The sequence below is a fragment of the Amniculibacterium sp. G2-70 genome, from assembly GCF_014353055.1.
Taxonomy (GTDB): Bacteria; Bacteroidota; Bacteroidia; order Flavobacteriales; family Weeksellaceae; genus Amniculibacterium; species Amniculibacterium aquaticum.
On the sequence record NZ_CP060698.1, the window covers coordinates 2183034 to 2200307 of the forward strand.

Genomic DNA, 17274 nt, shown 5'->3' on the forward strand with positions numbered 1-17274 from the left:
AATAATTATAATGAATTTCAAAAAAATTGTATCGATTGCCTTTGCATCGGCTTTGCTTTTTACGACTTCTTGTCGCAACGAATCTACATTTACCGAAGAGTATCCTAAAGGTAAATATGAAGACGGGATCTTAATGGCCAACGAAGGGAATTTCGGAACTCCAAACGCTGATGTAACCTTTGCCAGCAATGATTTGTCCTCTGTAGCTCAGCAAATCTTCAAAACCAATAACAACAATGAGAATTTGGGTGATGTTTTGCAACACATTGGTTTTTATTCTAAGTATGCATTTTTGGTACTAAACAATACCGATAAGGTAAAAGTAGTGGATCGTTTTGGGTTCAACAAAGTTGCCGAGATTACCGAGCAATTGAACAACCCAAGATACATTGCTTTCAACAACAACAAAATTTACATTACCAACGATACGAAGTATGTAAACATCTACGATGGTAATAATTTGGCTTTCATTAGCCGTTTGAACATCAACGATACCGCAGAAAGAATTGTATCTGCGGGTAATAATATTTTTGTACAAAATGCAGCTTGGGGGTACGGTAACAAAATTACCTACATCAACGGATCCGATAGCACTGTCAACTCTCAGATCACCGTTCCCAACGGACAAATCCAAAAAATTATAGCCGATAACGGTTTCGTGTACGCCATAGCTTCCGACGCTGCTGCAGATTCGTACATTTATCAAATTTCTTCTACAGGTGCCATTACCAAAACCATTAATTTGACGGGTATTAGCAAAGCTGCCAACTTGACCATTGACGGTGGTAAGTTCTACTTTACATCTGGAATGAAAATTTATGGAATGAATGTGAATGCATCCACCATACCAACCTCACCAATCGTTACGGCTACCGAAAGTGCACCGTATTCCGGATTGTACGGATTTGATGTTATCGGAGGTCGTATCTATACTTCCGATGCTCAAGGATTTACCGCAGACAGCAAAGTAACTGTTTACGATGCCAACAACGGATCGATCATCAAGGTTATCGATGTGGGTAGAGGTACCAACGGTTTCTACAAAAACTAAAAACCCAATATTTTATTAAACTGAGAGGGAGTCGGATTTATTTCGATTCCCTTTTTTATTCAATTAAATTGGTCGTTTTTCCAGCGATCCCAATCCATACTTTTAGGATCTTCAAGTTCAGTGATTTTTAGAGCAACCCGTCCTGCTGTCCGCTGTATCTTTTGTGCCCAGGCTTTATCCCAAGGCATACAAAAGGATGCCGCTCCCATCAGGGATAGGACAAAGGGTTGGTTTTGTTTTCAAATTTTTTGCGATTCGTCGTTTTGAGGGCTCGCCTTCGGCGAGCCCCCATTTTATTGTTTCATCAATATTATTAACGGTTTGCGGTTATGTGAAGTGAGGACTTTGATTATCAAATATTTATACAATCTCAACCCCCTCGCTGGCGCGAGCATCATGCTCGTGCCCACATTAATTATTAACATCAATTTGTAAAATTTCATCATAATCATCACAATAATTCCTCGCACTGCTGTACTTCCATTCCCAAGGTTCCATGACAAAACCACTTTCTACAGGATTTTGGTGGATATAATTTAGCTTTTGTTCGAATACTTTTAAAGACCATATTTCAATTGGCTTATTATTTTGTTGCCATAATTGATAGTTTTTAACATTTGAAGTTCTTTCCCCTGCTTTTTTTAGCATCCACAGCAACCATTCTTTCCGACTTTCTTGATTGTTTTCTTGTATCGCTTCTATCAATTTTCGAGAAGTAAACCCTTTGAAATCTCGAATCAATTCTGATGGTTTTCCATCTGATGAACGGAATATCAAATGAATATGGCTGGGCATGATACAATATCCAAAAATTGCCATTCCTTTATTTTTTCTACAATAATCCAAAGAAGCAATTACAATATCAAAATACTCCATCCTCGTAAAAAGGTCTATCCAAAATACGGTAGCAAAGCTTATAAAATAAGCTCCATCTTTTTCTTTGAATTTATACTTTCTACTCATTTCTTATTGTTTATGGGTACGAGCGGGACGCTCGCACCAGCGTAGGGGCTCGCCTTCGGCGAGCCCCCATTTTATTGTTTCATCAAGAAAACCGACAATTAAACTTTCGAAACTACAACGGTTTCAACCCAAGAAGTTCCGCTTCTTTAATCACGAAAACTTTAGCTTGTTCAGCATTATTTTCGATATCACCTTCTAGGATGGCTTCCTTTACTTTTTCTTTCAGGATACCAATTTCTTTGCCCGGTTTCAGACCAAAAAGTTGCATGATCTCTTCCCCGGAAATGGGAGGCTGAAAGTTTCTAACCTGATCTTTTTCTTCCACCTCTTTTATTTTTTCCGCAACATAGACAAAATTGGTGATGAATTTCTTTTGCTTCGCAGCATTTTTTGTCGTGATGTCCGCTTTGCACAAGGTGAATAGATCTTCCATATCCTCACCGGCATCAAAAAGCATTCGTCTAAGCGCCGAGTCCGATGCGTCGTCGGTTACCAGTGCAATAGGTCTGGACGACAGCGTTACCATTTTTTGGACATACTTGAGGTCGGCTCCCAAAGGAAGTTTTAGGCGTTGGAATATCTTTTTAACCATTTTTCCACCCAAAAATTCGTGACCACGAAAAGTCCAACCCGTTCCTTCGATAAATTTTTTTGTAGGAGCCTTGCCAACATCGTGCATCAGAGCAGCCCAACGAAGCCAAAGGTTGTCGGTATTTTGCGAAATGTTATCCACCACCTCTAGGGTGTGGTAAAAATTGTCTTTGTGCTTTTGACCTTCAATTTCTTCAATCCCTTTCAGAGCCGTCAGTTCCGGGATAACCAATTTCATGATTCCTGTTTTTTCCATCAGAGCCAATCCTTTGGAAGGCTTTTCGGACATCATAATTTTGTTGAACTCCACCATGATTCTTTCCACCGAAACTATTTTTATTCGTTCGGCTTCACCAGAAATGGCAGCTAGGGAATTTTCCTCAATCATAAAATCCAAAGTCGAGGCAAAGCGTAGGGCACGCATCATTCTCAGTGGGTCGTCAGAATAGGTTTGTACAGGCTCTAGCGGTGTTTTTAGGATTTTGTTTTGCAAATCTTCTCTTCCGTTAAAAGGATCGATAAGCTCGCCAAAATTGTGTGCATTTAGTGAAATCGCCATCGCGTTGATGGTGAAATCTCTTCTTTTTTGGTCGTCTTCCAAGGTGCCGGATTCCACTTCTGGATTTCTGGAGTTTTCGGAGTAGCTTTCTTTTCTCGCCCCCACAAATTCCAAATCCAAGTCGTTGTATTTGAAAGCTGCCGTACCGTAGTTTTTAAAGACCGCTACTTTTAGTTTCGGGTTCAGGGTTTCGGCAACTTTTTGAGCCAGGTTAATGCCACTTTGTTCCGTGACAAAATCAATATCGGTAGGCATTTTTCTGTCCATCAACAAATCCCGAACATATCCACCAACAATATAGACCGATTGGTTTTGTTGTTGGGCAACTTCCGAAATGATTTTAAAAAGTTTTAGATTTTTATTCTGCTTGAGATTGATGAACATATCGTGGATATAAATTTGAACTTTAATTTTTTGTGAATTATGCTTTTTCGTTGTACGGCAAACGGTGAACAATGGATCGGCCCAGTGAGATTTCGTCGGCATATTCCAGTTCGTCGCCTACGGCAATACCTCTGGCAATGCTGGAGAAAACCAAATCGTAGGATTTTAATTTTTTGTAGATGTAGTATGCTGTGGTATCGCCTTCCATGGTAGCCGAAAGAGCAAATATCAACTCACGAACTTCACCGTGTTGGATTTTATTTTCCAAACCAGAAATGTTCAGTTGGTTGGGACCAATGCCTTCCATGGGCGAGATTCTACCGCCCAAAACCAGATACTTTCCGGTGTATTTTCCTGTATTTTCTATGGCCATAACATCTCGGACATCTTCCACAATGCATAAGATTTCGGGATTCCTTTTGGGGTTGTCACAAATGTCACAAATGTCAAAATCTGAAAAATTTCGACATTCTTTACAATATTTTATTTCGGTAACCAAGTGTTTTAGGGCTTCGCTCAGCGATAGAGCCTGACTCTCGGATTGCTTCAGCAGGTGCAAAGCCAATCGTAGTGCCGACTTCTTACCAATCCCTGGAAGTCCGGAGATTTCTTCAACTGCTTTTGCCAATACTTTACTAGGATAATCCATGGGGCAAAGATAATGGATTTAGGAGCATCATAAAAATTATAGAAAAACTAATTCACCTTCGATTACTCTTCTTTATTTTGTTATTTTTACATTCTAAATTTCACAAATGCTAACACAACAACTTCGCTATCCGTTGGATTTTAAATTCAATATTTTTACCATTTCCAATGATTTTTCTGTAACCGACGCTTTAGGAAATCCGGTATTTTATGTCAGATCCAAAATATTTAAACTAAAAGACGATGTGATTGTCTATTCAGACTCTTCAAAAACCAAAGAATTGTTCAGGATGAAAGCCAATCAGTGGATTGATTTCAATTCAGTTTTTAACATCACTTGTAAACAAAATGGTCAGCTTTTAGGAAGAGTTGGGAGAAGAGGTTTCCGTTCGATTTGGAAGGCTTCTTACCAAATTTTTGATCCTAACGGTCAACGAGAATTTCACATGGAAGAGACCAATCCGTTGATTAAGGTTTTGGACGGAATCTTTGGCGAGTTACCCATTATTGGAGGGTTGACTGGATATTTTTTCAATCCAAATTACTCGATAAAAGATAAAAATGGAATAGAAGTTTTTAAAATGCGAAAAATGCCATCGCTTTTCGGTCGGAGATTTCAGGTGATGAAGACCGCCGAACTGCAAGAAGATCAAGAGTCCTTGCTGCTCCTGTCGTTGATGATGATGGTGTTGTTGGAAAGAAAAAGAGGGTAATATATTTTAGTTTTATGAAGAAAATAAGTGTTGTCATCCTCTGTGGATGGATGGTTTTATCATGCAAAAAAGAAGAAAAATTAAGCTCCGAAAACCAAAACGATAGCATTGCGGTGGTGCAGGACTCGGTGAGAACGACAGGTGAAGAAATGGTACATTTTGAAACTTTTTCTTTTCCAGAAAATATACAGGGTTGCTCATGTTCTTTTGCCAAAGACAAAACGGCTTTTGAAAAAGGCGAACTGCTCTTTGCAGACGATTATGGCAATGAAGCTACGATAAAAGTTGGTGGCGATTTTTTGAAATTCCCGATGGAAGAAGGCGACTTTGACCCGTCCAATTTCAATAGAATTCTGAAACATAACGGTTATACTTTGGAAATGAAAACCAAAAAACTGAACTCGGATCCCGAAGCCATGATCTTTGAAGGAAGCATGACGCTGACCACACCCCAAGGAAAGAGCATTCACAGTACCATCTATGGCGAATGCGGATGCTAAGTCTTTTTTAGTTTTACTTTTTTGGGCTTAAAAATAGTTGTAATTTTGAGAAAATTTAAATAATAATGGAAATTAATCAGTTAGAACCGCAACAGATTTGGAAGAATTTTTCCTTACTGAATGCCGTTCCAAGACCATCGAAAAAAGAAGAAAAGGTCATCGCTTTTATTAAAAAATTTGGTGAAAATTTAGGTTTGGATACCAAAGTGGATGAGGTGGGTAATGTCATCATCAGAAAACCGGCAACAGCTGGTATGGAAAATAGACAAACCATCGTTCTGCAATCGCACTTGGACATGGTTTGCCAAAAAAATAACGATGTCGATTTTGATTTTGAAACCCAAGGAATCATCATGGAAACCGATGGTGAATGGGTGAGAGCAAAAGGTACAACTTTGGGTGCCGATAACGGTTTGGGTGTTGCCACCATCATGTCCATTTTGGAAAGCGCAGATGTAGCACATCCGGCATTGGAAGCTCTATTTACCATTGACGAAGAAACAGGAATGACCGGAGCAATTGGTCTGAAACCGGGAGAGTTGCAAGGCAAAATTTTATTGAATTTGGATACCGAAGAAGACGATGAAATCGATATCGGTTGTGCCGGAGGTATAGATGTTACGGCTTCAGCAAACTTCGATGTTATTGGTAACAAAGGCGAAGTGGTAAAAATTTCGGTTAGCGGTTTGCAAGGCGGGCACTCTGGAATGGACATCCACAAAGGTTTTGGCAATGCGAATATCATCCTCGGAAGAGTATTGTTTACAGGAGTGGATGTACACGATTTGCAATTGATTTCCATTGATGGTGGCGGACTTAGAAATGCCATTCCAAGAGAAGCAGTAGCCTATATTTCTGTTCGAAATGCAAATGATTTCATAGAAGATGCTCAAAAATTAAGCAAAGATATTTTAGACGAATTTGCTTCTGTTGAAAAAGATTTGAAAATTATAATTGAAAAATCTGAAGCTGGGGATGATGCCGTATCAATTTCGGATTCTAAGAAGATTGTTTTGGCTCTGAAATCGGCTCATAACGGAGTGTACAGAATGTCACCTGATGTAGAAGGATTGGTAGAATCGTCCAATAATGTGGCGAGAGTAGAGCTAAAAGAAGGTGCTTTGAAGATTCTCAACCTCTCCAGATCTTCTGTAGAATCTACAAAGTATGCAGTAGCAGAACAACTAAAAGCGGTGTTTGAATTGGCCGATATGAATGTGGTGTTCAGCGGATCTTATCCAGGTTGGAAACCAAAACCGGATGCAGCCATTATAAAAACCATGGTAGAAATTTACGAGAAAGAATTTTCGGAAAAACCAATGGTGGTGGCTTGTCATGCCGGATTGGAATGTGGGATCATTGGAGCCAACTATCCTGAGATGGAAATGGTCAGCTTTGGTCCAACCATTCGTGGGGCACACTCACCGGACGAGAGAGCCCAAGTTGCTTCTGTACAGAAATTTTGGAAATATGTACAAGAAATTCTTAAAAATATACCGTTGAAATAAACCAAGAAAAAACTCCCAAAATTTTGGGAGTTTTAATTTTTTTTAGGCTAAGAGCCCGTTTAAAATTTTACCGAAATAATAATTCGGCTATTTCTTATCTTTCTTATCTGCTTTTTTGTATTCTATTTAGATATAAAATTTAAAAAGGCTCTAAAAATTGATCTTAAGGATACGCTGCCATTTGAACTTCCAAACCGTCCAATTCTTCGGTGATGAAGATTTGGCAACCCAATCTAGAATTGTCTTTTACATGGAAAGCTTCCCCCAACATGGCGTCTTCTTCGTCGCCCATTTCGTGTAGTTTTTCGCTTCCATCTACGATGTAAACTTGGCAAGATGCACACATGCACATCCCTCCACAAACGCCTATGGTACCTTCGTCTGCCAATTCATAAGACCTCATAACTTCCATCAAATTCATGGACATATCCGTAGGAGCAACCAAATCGTGTGTTACTCCGTTTCTATCGGTGATTTTTATATTAATATCAGACATGGTATTTTTTTAGAGATTAATCAATCTTTTTAACAACGGCTTTTTCTGCTTCTTTTCTACTTCCGTCAAAACCATCAACACCGCTTACAGTAGTATATTTCAAAACATATTTTTTACCAGGATTCAGTCGGTTGTACACCGATTGGCACATCATCGTTCCTTCGTGGAATCCGCATAAAATTAATTTTAATTTTCCCGGATATGTATTGATGTCTCCAATAGCGTAGATGCCTTCGATGTTGGTTTGGTAGTCCAAGGCATTGTTTACTTTGATGGCATTTTTTTCAATTTCCAATCCCCAGTTTCCAATGGCTCCCAATTTTGGAGTTAGTCCGAATAAAGGAATGAAATAATCGGTTTCTACATCAAATTTTTCTCCGTCTTTTTCAACGGTAATGGCATTAACAACGCCGTTTCCATGGATGGCGGTAACTTCTGCAGGAGTGATCAGATTGATCTTTCCTTGGTTCTTCAGTTCTTGAACTTTTTCTACAGAGTCCAAAGCACCACGGAACTCGTTTCTTCTGTGGATGAGGGTTACCTCGCTGGCTACATTCGATAAGAAAATAGACCAATCCAGTGCAGAGTCTCCACCTCCGGCAATCACAATTTTTTTACCACGGAAATGTTCAGGATCTTTTACAAAATATTCTACTCCTTTTTCTTCATAATCAAAAAGGTTTTCAATCTCCGGTTTTCTAGGTTCAAAAGTCCCTAAACCTCCAGCAATGGCAATGGCTTTAGCTCTGTGGACAGTTCCTTTGTTGGTGATTACTTCAAACCATTCATTATCGATTTTTGTTAAAGTTTCTGCCGTTTCACCTAGGGTAAATCCAGGTTGGAATTGTTTGATCTGTTCCATCAGATTATCCACCAATTCTCCAGCGTTTACCGATGGGTATCCCGGAATATCGAAAATTGGTTTTTTAGGATACAATTCTGCCAATTGTCCACCCGGTTGAGGCAATGCATCAATGATGTGGCATTTTATTTTAAGCAGTCCGGCTTCGAATACGGAAAATAGACCTGTTGGTCCGGCTCCTATGATCAGTAAATCAGTTGTTATCATGAATTGTTGTATGGATAAATTGATTATTAAAAATATTAAACACCGTTTTTGACATTCGTAAAGCTCGATGTAAAAAACGGTGCAAATTTAATGAAAATTAAAAGAATGACTCTGTAATTTTGATTACAATTGTTATAAATCATCATGTGAATTGGTCTATGATGAAAATTGCAATGTTATTTTTCCAAAAATGCCATCAGATCCATGTAGTTTTTTTGGTTGATGCCGTGCCCATTCATGTATTCTCGGAAAGAGAAATAACAACTCAAATCGTACAACAAGTCTGCCCCTTTTTTGCCCCAATCCATCGGGATAATGGCATCGTCTGAACCGTGAGAAACAAAGAAACGAAGTCGTTCTAATTTTTTTTTATCTTTTACCTTGTTTTTAAGGATTTTCTCTTCTGGATAGGCACTTAGAATAGCAATTTTATTGAACATTTCGGGTGCACTTAATGCCAATGCATAAGACAAAACACCGCCCTGAGAAAAACCACAAAGATGGGTCGGGTTGTCTGAAAGTCCGTAATGGTTAGAAATTTTCAGCATGCTTTCCAACAAGGCGTTCAGTGCTTGATTGGCTTGGGGCACATCAATAAATTTTTCGGGATCGTTCAAATCGATATCGTACCAGCTGTAGCCCTCAAAAGGCGTTTCTTTCGGCGCTCTATAACTTACGATGATCCAATCTTTGGGAAGTGTTGGGACAAAGGAGAATAGGTCTTGCTCGTTGCTGCCGTAGCCGTGCAACATGAATAGGATAGGGGTTTTCGAGGTGATGGTTTCCGGCTCTCGAACGATATATTTTAATTCCATTGGACAGGGATGGTATTTTGTTAAATTTTTTTTAGAATAACAAACCGCAACAATGGATTTGGTGCGGTTTGTTTATTTTTATCTTTTTTGAATTACCAAATTTTTACTCTTTGTTCAGGAGCTTTATAATGCTTATCTCCCGCTTGGATGTTGAAGGCTTTGTACCAGGCATCGGTGTTTTCTAACGGCCCGAAACTTCTAAAATATCCTGGAGAGTGCGGATCGGTTTTTACTTGGTTCAACATGTATTTTTCTGAAGAAAGCGTTCTCCAAACGGTTGCCCAACTTAGGAAAAATCTTTGGTCTTGGCTGTAACCGCTGATGTTTCCGGGGTTTCCATGATCTTTAAGATACATTTGAAGAGCATCAAAGGCAATGTTTACACCACCAAGATCGGCGATGTTTTCTCCGTTGGTAAATGTTCCGTTTACTTTTGTTCCTTTCACCGGTTCGTACTGATCGTATTGGGCAGCCAAGGCTTTTGTTGCTTTTTCAAAGTTGGCTTTATCTTCTGGAGTCCACCAATCGACCAAATTTCCATCAGCATCAAACTGTGCTCCGGAATCGTCGAATCCATGGGTAATTTCGTGACCGATAACCGCACCAATTCCACCGAAATTAATTGCAGCATCTGCATTGGGGTTGAAGAAAGGCGGTTGTAGGATGGCAGCTGGGAAAACGATTTCATTGTTCAAAGGGTTGTAGTATGCATTAACCGTTTGCGGGGTCATTCCCCATTCAGCTTTATCAACTGCTTTGCCCACTTTGTCCAGATCTTTTTGGTATTGCCATTCGGTAATGTTTTGTAGGTTTTTATACAAAGATCCACCGTCTTTTTCTGAAAGGATTACCAATTTAGAATAGTCTTTCCACTTGTCGGGATAAGCGACTTTTACTGTGAATTTGTTTAGTTTTTCAATGGCTTTTTTCTTGGTGGTGTCGGACATCCAGCTTAGGTTTTTGATGTGCTGGTCGAAGCTTTTTAGTAGATAATCGACCAAGACCACCATTTTTTGTTTGTCGGCTTCCGAGAAATATTTTTGAACATACAATTTACCAAAAGCCTCACCCAAACTTCCGTTGATTAATTGGTAAGCTCTCTTGTTTAGGGCTCTTTGTTCTTGTTGTCCGTTGAGGTATTTGCCATAAAAATCAAATTTTTTATTATCCAAATCTTGGGTCAGATAGCTGGCAGAACTGGATAATAAATGAAATTTCATGTAATCCTTGATGGTTGCAAGATTTTTCTCGTTGATGAGGGTGTCAAAATTTTCAAAGAATTTTTTCTCGCCAACAATTACCTTATCGGTTTTTACTCCTACTTTAGCCAGATAATCTTGAAGGTTGATGGTTTTAACCGTTTTTTTCAACTCGGCCATGGTCATTGGGTTGTATTGCAATGTCGCATCTCGAATTTGTTCGTTGTTCAGGTAGGTATTGGCAATTTTCTTCTCCAAATCCACAATGTTTTTTGCTACAATTTTAGGATTTTTGTATCCCAAAACTTCCAACATAGAACTTACGAATTCTGTATATTTTGCAAGAGTTTCTGTATTTTTAGCATTTACTTTTTGGTAATAATCTCTACCCAATCCCAATTCGGGATTTCCAAGATAGACGGCATTCATCTTGCTGTCTTTCATGTCGGCATCTACACCCCAAGCGTACAAAGTATTTTCACCATTTTTTGTGGCTTCTATCATGTATTTTTGCAAGTCGCTGATGTTTTTTATGGCATCAATTTTTGCTAAATCGTTTTTAATTGGGTTAATGCCATCGGCATTTCTCTTGTCCATGTCCATGTAAGATGCATAAAGATCTTGAATTTTTTTGCCTTCGCTTCCTGCATCAAAATGTTCTTTTAACAAGTTATTTAGGATGGTCATGGAGTTGTTGTCCGTGTCTTCGCCCAATTTGTTGAAGCTTCCCCAAGTGGATTTGTCTGCCGGGATTTTGGCGGTTTTCATCCAAGTTCCGTTTACGAAATTGTAAAAATCGTCTTGTGGTCGTACGGATTTATCCATTGCCGTAAGGTCCAAACCGTTTTCTTTGGGTTCTTCTTTTTTAGTTTCTGGAAGGGTGTTTTCCATGGCTTTTGTGTTTTGTGTTGTATTTTTTGGTGTCGTGTTGCACGAGGTAAATGATAATAAACCTGCAAAAGCAAGAATGCCGATATTTAATTTTTTCATGTAAATGATTTTACTATAATTTTGAAGAGCAAATTTACGGTAAAATAGTTTTCCAACATATTTTCTGTGCAAATCTCCACGGCGTTCGCATTTAAATTTTATGCTATTGTGAAAGCAATGCTTCTATGAAAAGAACTCTCTATTACAAACCAAAACCTATGTGGCTGTGTGGTGAAAATATAAAACCACACAGATTCATAGACTTTTTAAGTAAAATAATGGATAAAAGATATTATAGAAAATACATTTTTCACATGGTTTTTTAAAAGAGAATGCTGTGGCAAATCTCCAAATGCAAGAAGCGGGCTTATTTTATAAAATTGATTTTCCCACCCAAAACGGTTTTGGTATTTCTGTCTTTGGGATTCCCAAAAATGTCCACAACACCGCCGGCTCTGGTTTTTACGATAACGGATTCTTTGGCATAGATGCTGGCGTGTCCTCCTGCATTTGCAGTCGCTTCGGTTTCTTGTGAAATTAATTCTTTTCCGAAATATTTTGCTCCGGAATTGATGATAAGGTCTTGTTTTTCTGCGGTTCCCTTCAAGTGGATTTGGCCTCCGGAATTGGCTTTAATGCTCAGATTTTTAACATCCAAATCGAGCTTGATTACCGATCCTTCGTTGGCAGTAAGTTGTAGTCGATTGCCATTAACCGTTGCGTTGGAACTGATGCTGGCACCTTGACTGCCTTGTATTTCTTGTAATTTGGTGTAATAAACTTTTATTTTTGTATCGGCTCCTTGCATCAATAGCGTTGGGATCATTCGTATTTTTAGTTCTCCGTTTTTGTTGACCAATTCTACATCCTGGTCGTTGTTGCTGATGATTTCTACCTTAGAATCCTTTGAGGGTACGAGTTCTACTGAAATTTTATCGTAGGCTTTAACTGCTGAAAAATCACCTAGATTCTTTGTGCTTTGAGCGGTGAAAAATTGTACAAAACAAAGGGTGGAAACGGCTATAAGTTGTCGCATATTTTTATATTTTTTTAGTTAAACGATTTTTCCTGATTTTAAGTGTGAGGATTTGTATTTGTTTAACAAAATTCAAACCAAAAAAATATCCACCTCTGTTGAAAAGGTGGATGTTGTATTAATTTATAAGGGGTTGCTTAGACCAATGTTCATTCAAGATTTCGTTGAGTTCTTCAGCGCTTTTTCCGTAATTGTCAGGGAGCATACTCTCGTTGTTAGTCAGCATTTTGGAAGCGTCGTAACCCAAGTATTTGCCTTTGAAATGGTCTGCAAATCGAATCATGACAAAGGTTTTTAAAAAGACTTTTTTGGTGTAAAATCCTTTAATGTCCGTCCATTTTAATTCTGAAGAACTGAATAGGGTTTTCACAAAAATTCCTCGATCCGAAATCTTTAAATAGGTGGAATTGGGAATCAATTGCAACATCGCCAATAAGGTAGATAGACCAAATAATGCTATGGTAAACCAACCGTAGTTGATGCCTTTGTTAACGAGGTTAATGCCTAAAATGACAAATCCAATGCTTAAAAAAGCTCCCAAAATGGGTTTCCATAATTTGGGTTTCAAAACAATTTCTTTCATAAACAATTATTTTACCAAACCTCTGGCTTTCAGTAAGGGTTGTATGTCCGGATCTTTTCCTGTAAGGTTTCTAAATGCTTGGTTCAGATCCAAAGAATTTCCAACGGAAAGAATTTCTTTTCGGAATTTGTCTCCGTTTTTTCTGGTCATTCCTCCATTTTTTTCAAACCATTCCAAGGCAGAGAAATCCAACATTTCGCTCCACAGATACGCATAATATCCAGCGGAATATCCGCCACCCCAAATGTGTGCAAAGTACGGAGAATGGTATCTTGTTGGGACTTCCTTCATCAGCAAGCCGTATTTTTTCAGTGCGTTGTTTTCAAATTCCAAAGCCGGGAGTATTTGTTTTTCATCGGTTACGGTGTGCCACGCCATATCCAAGGTTGCTGCAGCGACCAATTCGGTTACATTGTAGCCTTCGTTAAAGGTTTTGGAGTTTTTAATTTTTTGTACCAAATCGTTCGGGATGGGTTGTCCCGTTTGGAAATGCACGGCATAATTTTTCAAAACGCTAGGTTCCAAGGCCCAATATTCATTAATTTGTGATGGAAACTCAACAAAATCTCTCGGGGTGTTGGTACCGGAAAGCGAAGTGTATTTCTGATTGGCAAATATCCCATGGATGGAGTGTCCAAATTCGTGAAAAAGTGTGGTAACATCGTCAAATGAAATGAGTGAGGGTTTTCCGGCTGCCGGTTTTTGGTAGTTGTACACATTCACAATCACCGGTTTCTGACCAAGAGAGTAGGATTGCTCCACAAAATTACTCATCCAGGCACCACCGTTTTTGTTGTCTCTGGTGTAGAAATCCAAATAATATATCGCCAAAGATTTTCCATCGTGGTCAAAAACTTCGTACGCCACCACATCCGGATGGTAAACCGGAAGGTCTGGTCTTTTTTTGAAGCTTAAACCGTAAAGTTTTTCGGCAGCAAAGAAAACGCCTTTTTCCAAAACAGTAACCACCTCAAAATAGGGCTTTATTTGAGATTCGTCCAGGTCGTATTTGGCTTTTCGTACTTGCTCGGCATAGAAATTCCAGTCCCAAGGTTCAACCTTGAATCCGCCTTTTTGTTGGTCGATAATTTGCTGAATTTCTTGCGTTTCTTGTTTGGCTCTTTCGGTTGCTGGAGCTGCCAATTTTGCCAAAAGATCCATGGCTTTTTCAGGTGTTTTGGCCATTTGATCTTGAATTTTCCATTCGGCAAAATTTTTCTTACCCAAAAGTTGAGCCTTCTTCAGTCTGAGTGCAGCCAATTGTTGCAGGGTTTCTCGGGTGTCGTTGGCGTCACCTTTTTCGGCTCTTGTCCAAGACGCTCGGAAAAGTTTTTCTCGTGTTGTTCTGTTCTTCAGGTTTTGTAGAAGAGGTTGTTGCGTGGTATTTTGCAGGGCCAAAAGATAGGCTCCAGGCTTTCCTGCAAGTTTGGCATCTTCTGCTGCGGCAGCGATTTCGTCGGCAGAAAGTCCGTCCAGTTCTTTTGCATCGTTCACCAAAAGTCCACCGGCTTTTCTGGCGGCCAATAATTTGTTGGAAAATTGGGATTGCAAAGAAGCCATTTGCTCATTTACCTTTTTAAGTTCGGCTTTTTTGTCGGCACTTAGGTTGGCACCGGCAATTTCGAATTGTTGTTCGTAATGTTCAACCAATCTTAGGCTCTCTGCATCTAAATTCAGTTGATTTCTTTGGTTGTAAACGGTTTTTACTTTTTGGTAAAGAGCGTCATTCAAATAAATTTTATCGGAATGTGAGGCAAAAATAGGTGCAAACTCTTCGTCCAGTTTTTGCAAATAATCGTTGGTATTTGCAGAATTCAAATTAGAAAAAATGGTGGTGGCCCTTCTCAGGTTTTGTCCACTATTTTCTAAAGCAACTATGGTATTTTCAAAAGTGGGCTTCGCTTGGTTTTTTACAATCGCATCTATTTCTTGCAATTGCTCATTTAGACCAAATTCAAAAGCAGGTTTGAAATGTTCGTCTTTTATTTTATCAAATTCGGGTGCTTGGTATTGCAATGTGCTTTTTCTAAGTAAAGGATTGGAAGTCATTGTGTGATTCTCTTTTTGGGTGGTAGTACTTTCGGATTTATTGATATTTACAGTAATGCAACTGTTCAGGCTAAAACCAATAGCCGATAAAAAGAACGCCGTGGCAATATTTTTCATAAGATCGTAATGGAATTTTATTTTTTGTTGTTTTAACATTGATTTTCAAAGTTAATGGATTTATTTGAAAAGGATAAAAAAAAGCAGTTCAAACTTTTTTGCTTGAACTGCTTTTGGTCTATACAATATTTTAAGTACCCTACCAGCTTCCTGAAGCGCCACCACCGCCAAAACCTCCTGAGCCACCGCCACCGAAACCGCCAAAGCCACCGCCGGAGCTTCCTCCGAAACCTCCACCGCCAAAACTTCCCGGGAATGGGAAGAAGCCGCCGGGATAACTTCTACGACCTCTTCTGGAGATGATTACATCTTCGTCATCATAATAGTTTCCGCCTTTTCCACCGTTATTTTTTGAAATGACGATGAGCAAGAAAATGATAAAGGCAACCACCAAGATAAAAGTAAAAGCATCAAAAGAACCCGCATCGGTATTTTCTTTTTTTATGGGTTGATATTTTCCTCGAACGGCGTCCATTATGGCATTGGTCCCTTGGTCTATTCCGGTGTAGAAATCTCCATCTTTGAAATGTGGAGTTACCAAATAATCCAAAATCTGTCCTGCAATGGATGCTGTTATGTATTGCTCGGCATCTCGTCCTTGTTGTATGGACATGGTTCTATCGTCTTTGGCAATAAGAAAAACGATGCCGTTTTTTTGATCTTTGTTTCGGATGCCCCATTTTTCTCCAATTTCCCAAGCAGCAAAATTAACATCTTCGCCATTGGTCGTTGGCAGTATGACCACCTCAATCTGTACGGATGTAGAATCGTTAAAACGAATGAGCTTTTCATTAAGTGTTGCTTTCTCGCGTTCATCCAAAGTACCGGTTTCGTCATAAACGGGATAAAGTGTTTCCGGTTTTTGCGGAACTTGAAATTGTGCATGCAAAATTGCCCCACAAAATAGGATGAATGCAAAAAATAAAAGTTTAGGAGAAAGTAATCTCATCGGAAAGTTCGTTAGGGTTTTCTCCCAAGATGGGGAAATGTTTTTTTAATTCGATGCCGGTTTCAAGAATGGCTTGTCTTAGGCCTTCTAAATAATTTCCTTTGGCAAATTCGCTCGTTGTTTTATCGTGCAACTGATCCCAAAAGTGTTGGGTTACTTTTTCATGAATACCGGTATCACCAATGATGGTGAGGTAATGCTGATGAAAATTGATGTGGAATAAAACTGCATTTTTTTCTTTGGTTTTTCCCATGCACAAAGACTTGAAAACATTAAAAGCCACAGTCGCATTGTCTGTGGCATTGGTACTTTGGTTGTCCGTGGTTTGGTCGATATGCACACGAATCTCACCGGTAGATTTGTTTTCAGCGATACGAACGGCTTCTACAAGAGTCGCCAATTGTTGGTCTGTAAATATCGTGTTCATTATTCACTAAATACTTCTGGAGCTTTTTCGGCTCCGGCTTCAGCCTTGAATAGTGGCTTTTCTTTGAAATTGGTGAAATTGGCCAAGATGTTGTTTGGGAAAGTTTTTATGCTGACATTGTAGTCTTTAACGGATTCGTTATAGTTCACAGTTTCGGCACGAATGCTGTTCTCAATCGCTACATATTCTCTTTGGAAGTTGATGTACTGTTGGTCTGCTTTTAGGTTAGGATAGCTCTCTACCACAGCCATTAATTTGCTAAGTGCTCCACTCAATTCTCCTTGTGCAGCTTGGAATTTGGCCAAATCGGCTTCGGTCAAATTGGTAGGGTCAATGGTTACAGATGTCGCTTTGGATCGTGCATTGATCACATCGGTAAGTGTGGATTTTTCGAAAGTAGCATAAGATTTCACCGTTCTTTCCAAGTTAGGAATTAGGTTGGCCCTTTTTTGATAAACGGTTTCTACATTGGCCCATTTGGTGTTCACATTTTGTTCTTTTCCTACAAAAGAATTGTATCCGTTTTTACCCCAGAAAAAGAGAATTCCTAAAATAATGATCAGAGCGATACCCAAAGTACCTGCGCTTAGACAGCCCTTATTGTTCATAGTTTGATTTTTTTTAATTAATGTTTTGAAATCAAATATACAAATAATCTTATTAAATTTGTAAAATTGCAAAAAATAA

17 protein-coding genes are annotated in these 17274 nt (G+C 39.0%); 4 read left to right on the forward strand and 13 right to left on the reverse strand.

Going from position 1 to position 17274, the window contains the following annotated elements; genetic code table 11:
- Positions 1–10: 10 nt before the first annotated feature.
- A complete protein-coding gene (locus H9Q20_RS10085) occupies positions 11–1051 on the forward strand; it encodes a hypothetical protein (RefSeq protein WP_187477647.1) in 1041 nt (346 codons plus the stop codon).
- 411 nt (positions 1052–1462) lie between these two features.
- Here H9Q20_RS10085 and H9Q20_RS10090 read toward each other — a convergent pair whose 3' ends face one another.
- The 3 genes from H9Q20_RS10090 to recR form a co-directional block, all read right to left on the reverse strand.
- Positions 1463–2014 carry an REP-associated tyrosine transposase gene (locus H9Q20_RS10090; RefSeq protein ID WP_124639787.1) on the reverse strand — a complete coding sequence of 184 codons (552 nt, stop codon included), beginning with the start codon at positions 2012–2014 and terminating at the stop codon, positions 1463–1465.
- A 112-nt stretch (positions 2015–2126) separates the two neighbouring features.
- Positions 2127–3548 (reverse strand): CCA tRNA nucleotidyltransferase, encoded by a 1422-nt coding sequence (locus H9Q20_RS10095; protein WP_124639788.1) that lies wholly within the window; start codon positions 3546–3548, stop codon positions 2127–2129.
- A 37-nt stretch (positions 3549–3585) separates the two neighbouring features.
- Positions 3586–4197 carry a recombination mediator RecR gene (gene recR, locus H9Q20_RS10100; RefSeq protein ID WP_124639790.1) on the reverse strand — a complete coding sequence of 204 codons (612 nt, stop codon included), beginning with the start codon at positions 4195–4197 and terminating at the stop codon, positions 3586–3588.
- Positions 4198–4303: 106 nt separating this feature from the next.
- On the opposite strand from recR, the gene H9Q20_RS10105 reads away from it, so the two are divergent.
- From H9Q20_RS10105 to H9Q20_RS10115, 3 genes are all read left to right on the forward strand, one after another.
- Complete coding sequence (locus tag H9Q20_RS10105; protein WP_187477648.1) at positions 4304–4909, forward strand: hypothetical protein; 606 nt, start codon at positions 4304–4306, stop codon at positions 4907–4909.
- A gap of 14 nt (positions 4910–4923) precedes the next feature.
- Positions 4924–5409, forward strand: coding sequence for a hypothetical protein (locus H9Q20_RS10110; RefSeq protein WP_187477649.1), 486 nt, complete (start codon positions 4924–4926; stop codon positions 5407–5409).
- Between the two features lie 65 nt (positions 5410–5474).
- Positions 5475–6917: an aminoacyl-histidine dipeptidase gene (locus H9Q20_RS10115; RefSeq protein WP_124639797.1), complete on the forward strand. Its 1443-nt coding sequence runs from the start codon at positions 5475–5477 to the stop codon at positions 6915–6917.
- A 163-nt stretch (positions 6918–7080) separates the two neighbouring features.
- Here the strand turns inward: H9Q20_RS10115 and H9Q20_RS10120 are convergent, their stop codons facing one another.
- From H9Q20_RS10120 to H9Q20_RS10165, 10 genes are all read right to left on the reverse strand, one after another.
- A complete protein-coding gene (locus tag H9Q20_RS10120; RefSeq protein WP_124639799.1) occupies positions 7081–7413 on the reverse strand; it encodes a 2Fe-2S iron-sulfur cluster-binding protein in 333 nt (110 codons plus the stop codon).
- A 16-nt stretch (positions 7414–7429) separates the two neighbouring features.
- Entirely contained in the window at positions 7430–8482 is a 1053-nt protein-coding gene (locus tag H9Q20_RS10125) for an NAD(P)/FAD-dependent oxidoreductase (protein ID WP_124639801.1), read from the reverse strand.
- Between the two features lie 176 nt (positions 8483–8658).
- Positions 8659–9297 (reverse strand): alpha/beta hydrolase, encoded by a 639-nt coding sequence (locus H9Q20_RS10130; RefSeq protein ID WP_124639803.1) that lies wholly within the window; start codon positions 9295–9297, stop codon positions 8659–8661.
- 92 nt (positions 9298–9389) lie between these two features.
- The gene (locus H9Q20_RS10135; protein WP_124639805.1) at positions 9390–11486 is read right to left on the reverse strand and encodes a M13 family metallopeptidase; all 2097 of its coding nucleotides are present in this window, start codon (positions 11484–11486) and stop codon (positions 9390–9392) included.
- A 307-nt stretch (positions 11487–11793) separates the two neighbouring features.
- Complete coding sequence (locus tag H9Q20_RS10140; protein ID WP_187477650.1) at positions 11794–12462, reverse strand: head GIN domain-containing protein; 669 nt, start codon at positions 12460–12462, stop codon at positions 11794–11796.
- A gap of 118 nt (positions 12463–12580) precedes the next feature.
- Entirely contained in the window at positions 12581–13045 is a 465-nt protein-coding gene (locus H9Q20_RS10145; protein ID WP_187477651.1) for an STM3941 family protein, read from the reverse strand.
- Positions 13046–13051: 6 nt separating this feature from the next.
- Positions 13052–15211, reverse strand: a complete 2160-nt coding sequence (gene dcp, locus H9Q20_RS10150) for a peptidyl-dipeptidase Dcp (RefSeq protein ID WP_187478610.1) — start codon at positions 15209–15211, stop codon at positions 13052–13054.
- A 139-nt stretch (positions 15212–15350) separates the two neighbouring features.
- A complete protein-coding gene (locus tag H9Q20_RS10155) occupies positions 15351–16160 on the reverse strand; it encodes a TPM domain-containing protein (RefSeq protein WP_187477652.1) in 810 nt (269 codons plus the stop codon).
- Positions 16141–16587, reverse strand: a complete 447-nt coding sequence (locus H9Q20_RS10160) for a TPM domain-containing protein (protein WP_124639815.1) — start codon at positions 16585–16587, stop codon at positions 16141–16143. Before H9Q20_RS10160 ends, H9Q20_RS10155 begins: the two co-directional genes overlap by 20 nt.
- Complete coding sequence (locus tag H9Q20_RS10165; protein WP_187477653.1) at positions 16587–17195, reverse strand: LemA family protein; 609 nt, start codon at positions 17193–17195, stop codon at positions 16587–16589. The genes H9Q20_RS10160 and H9Q20_RS10165 overlap by 1 nt, the downstream gene beginning before the upstream one ends.
- Between the last annotated feature and the right edge of the window lie 79 nt (positions 17196–17274).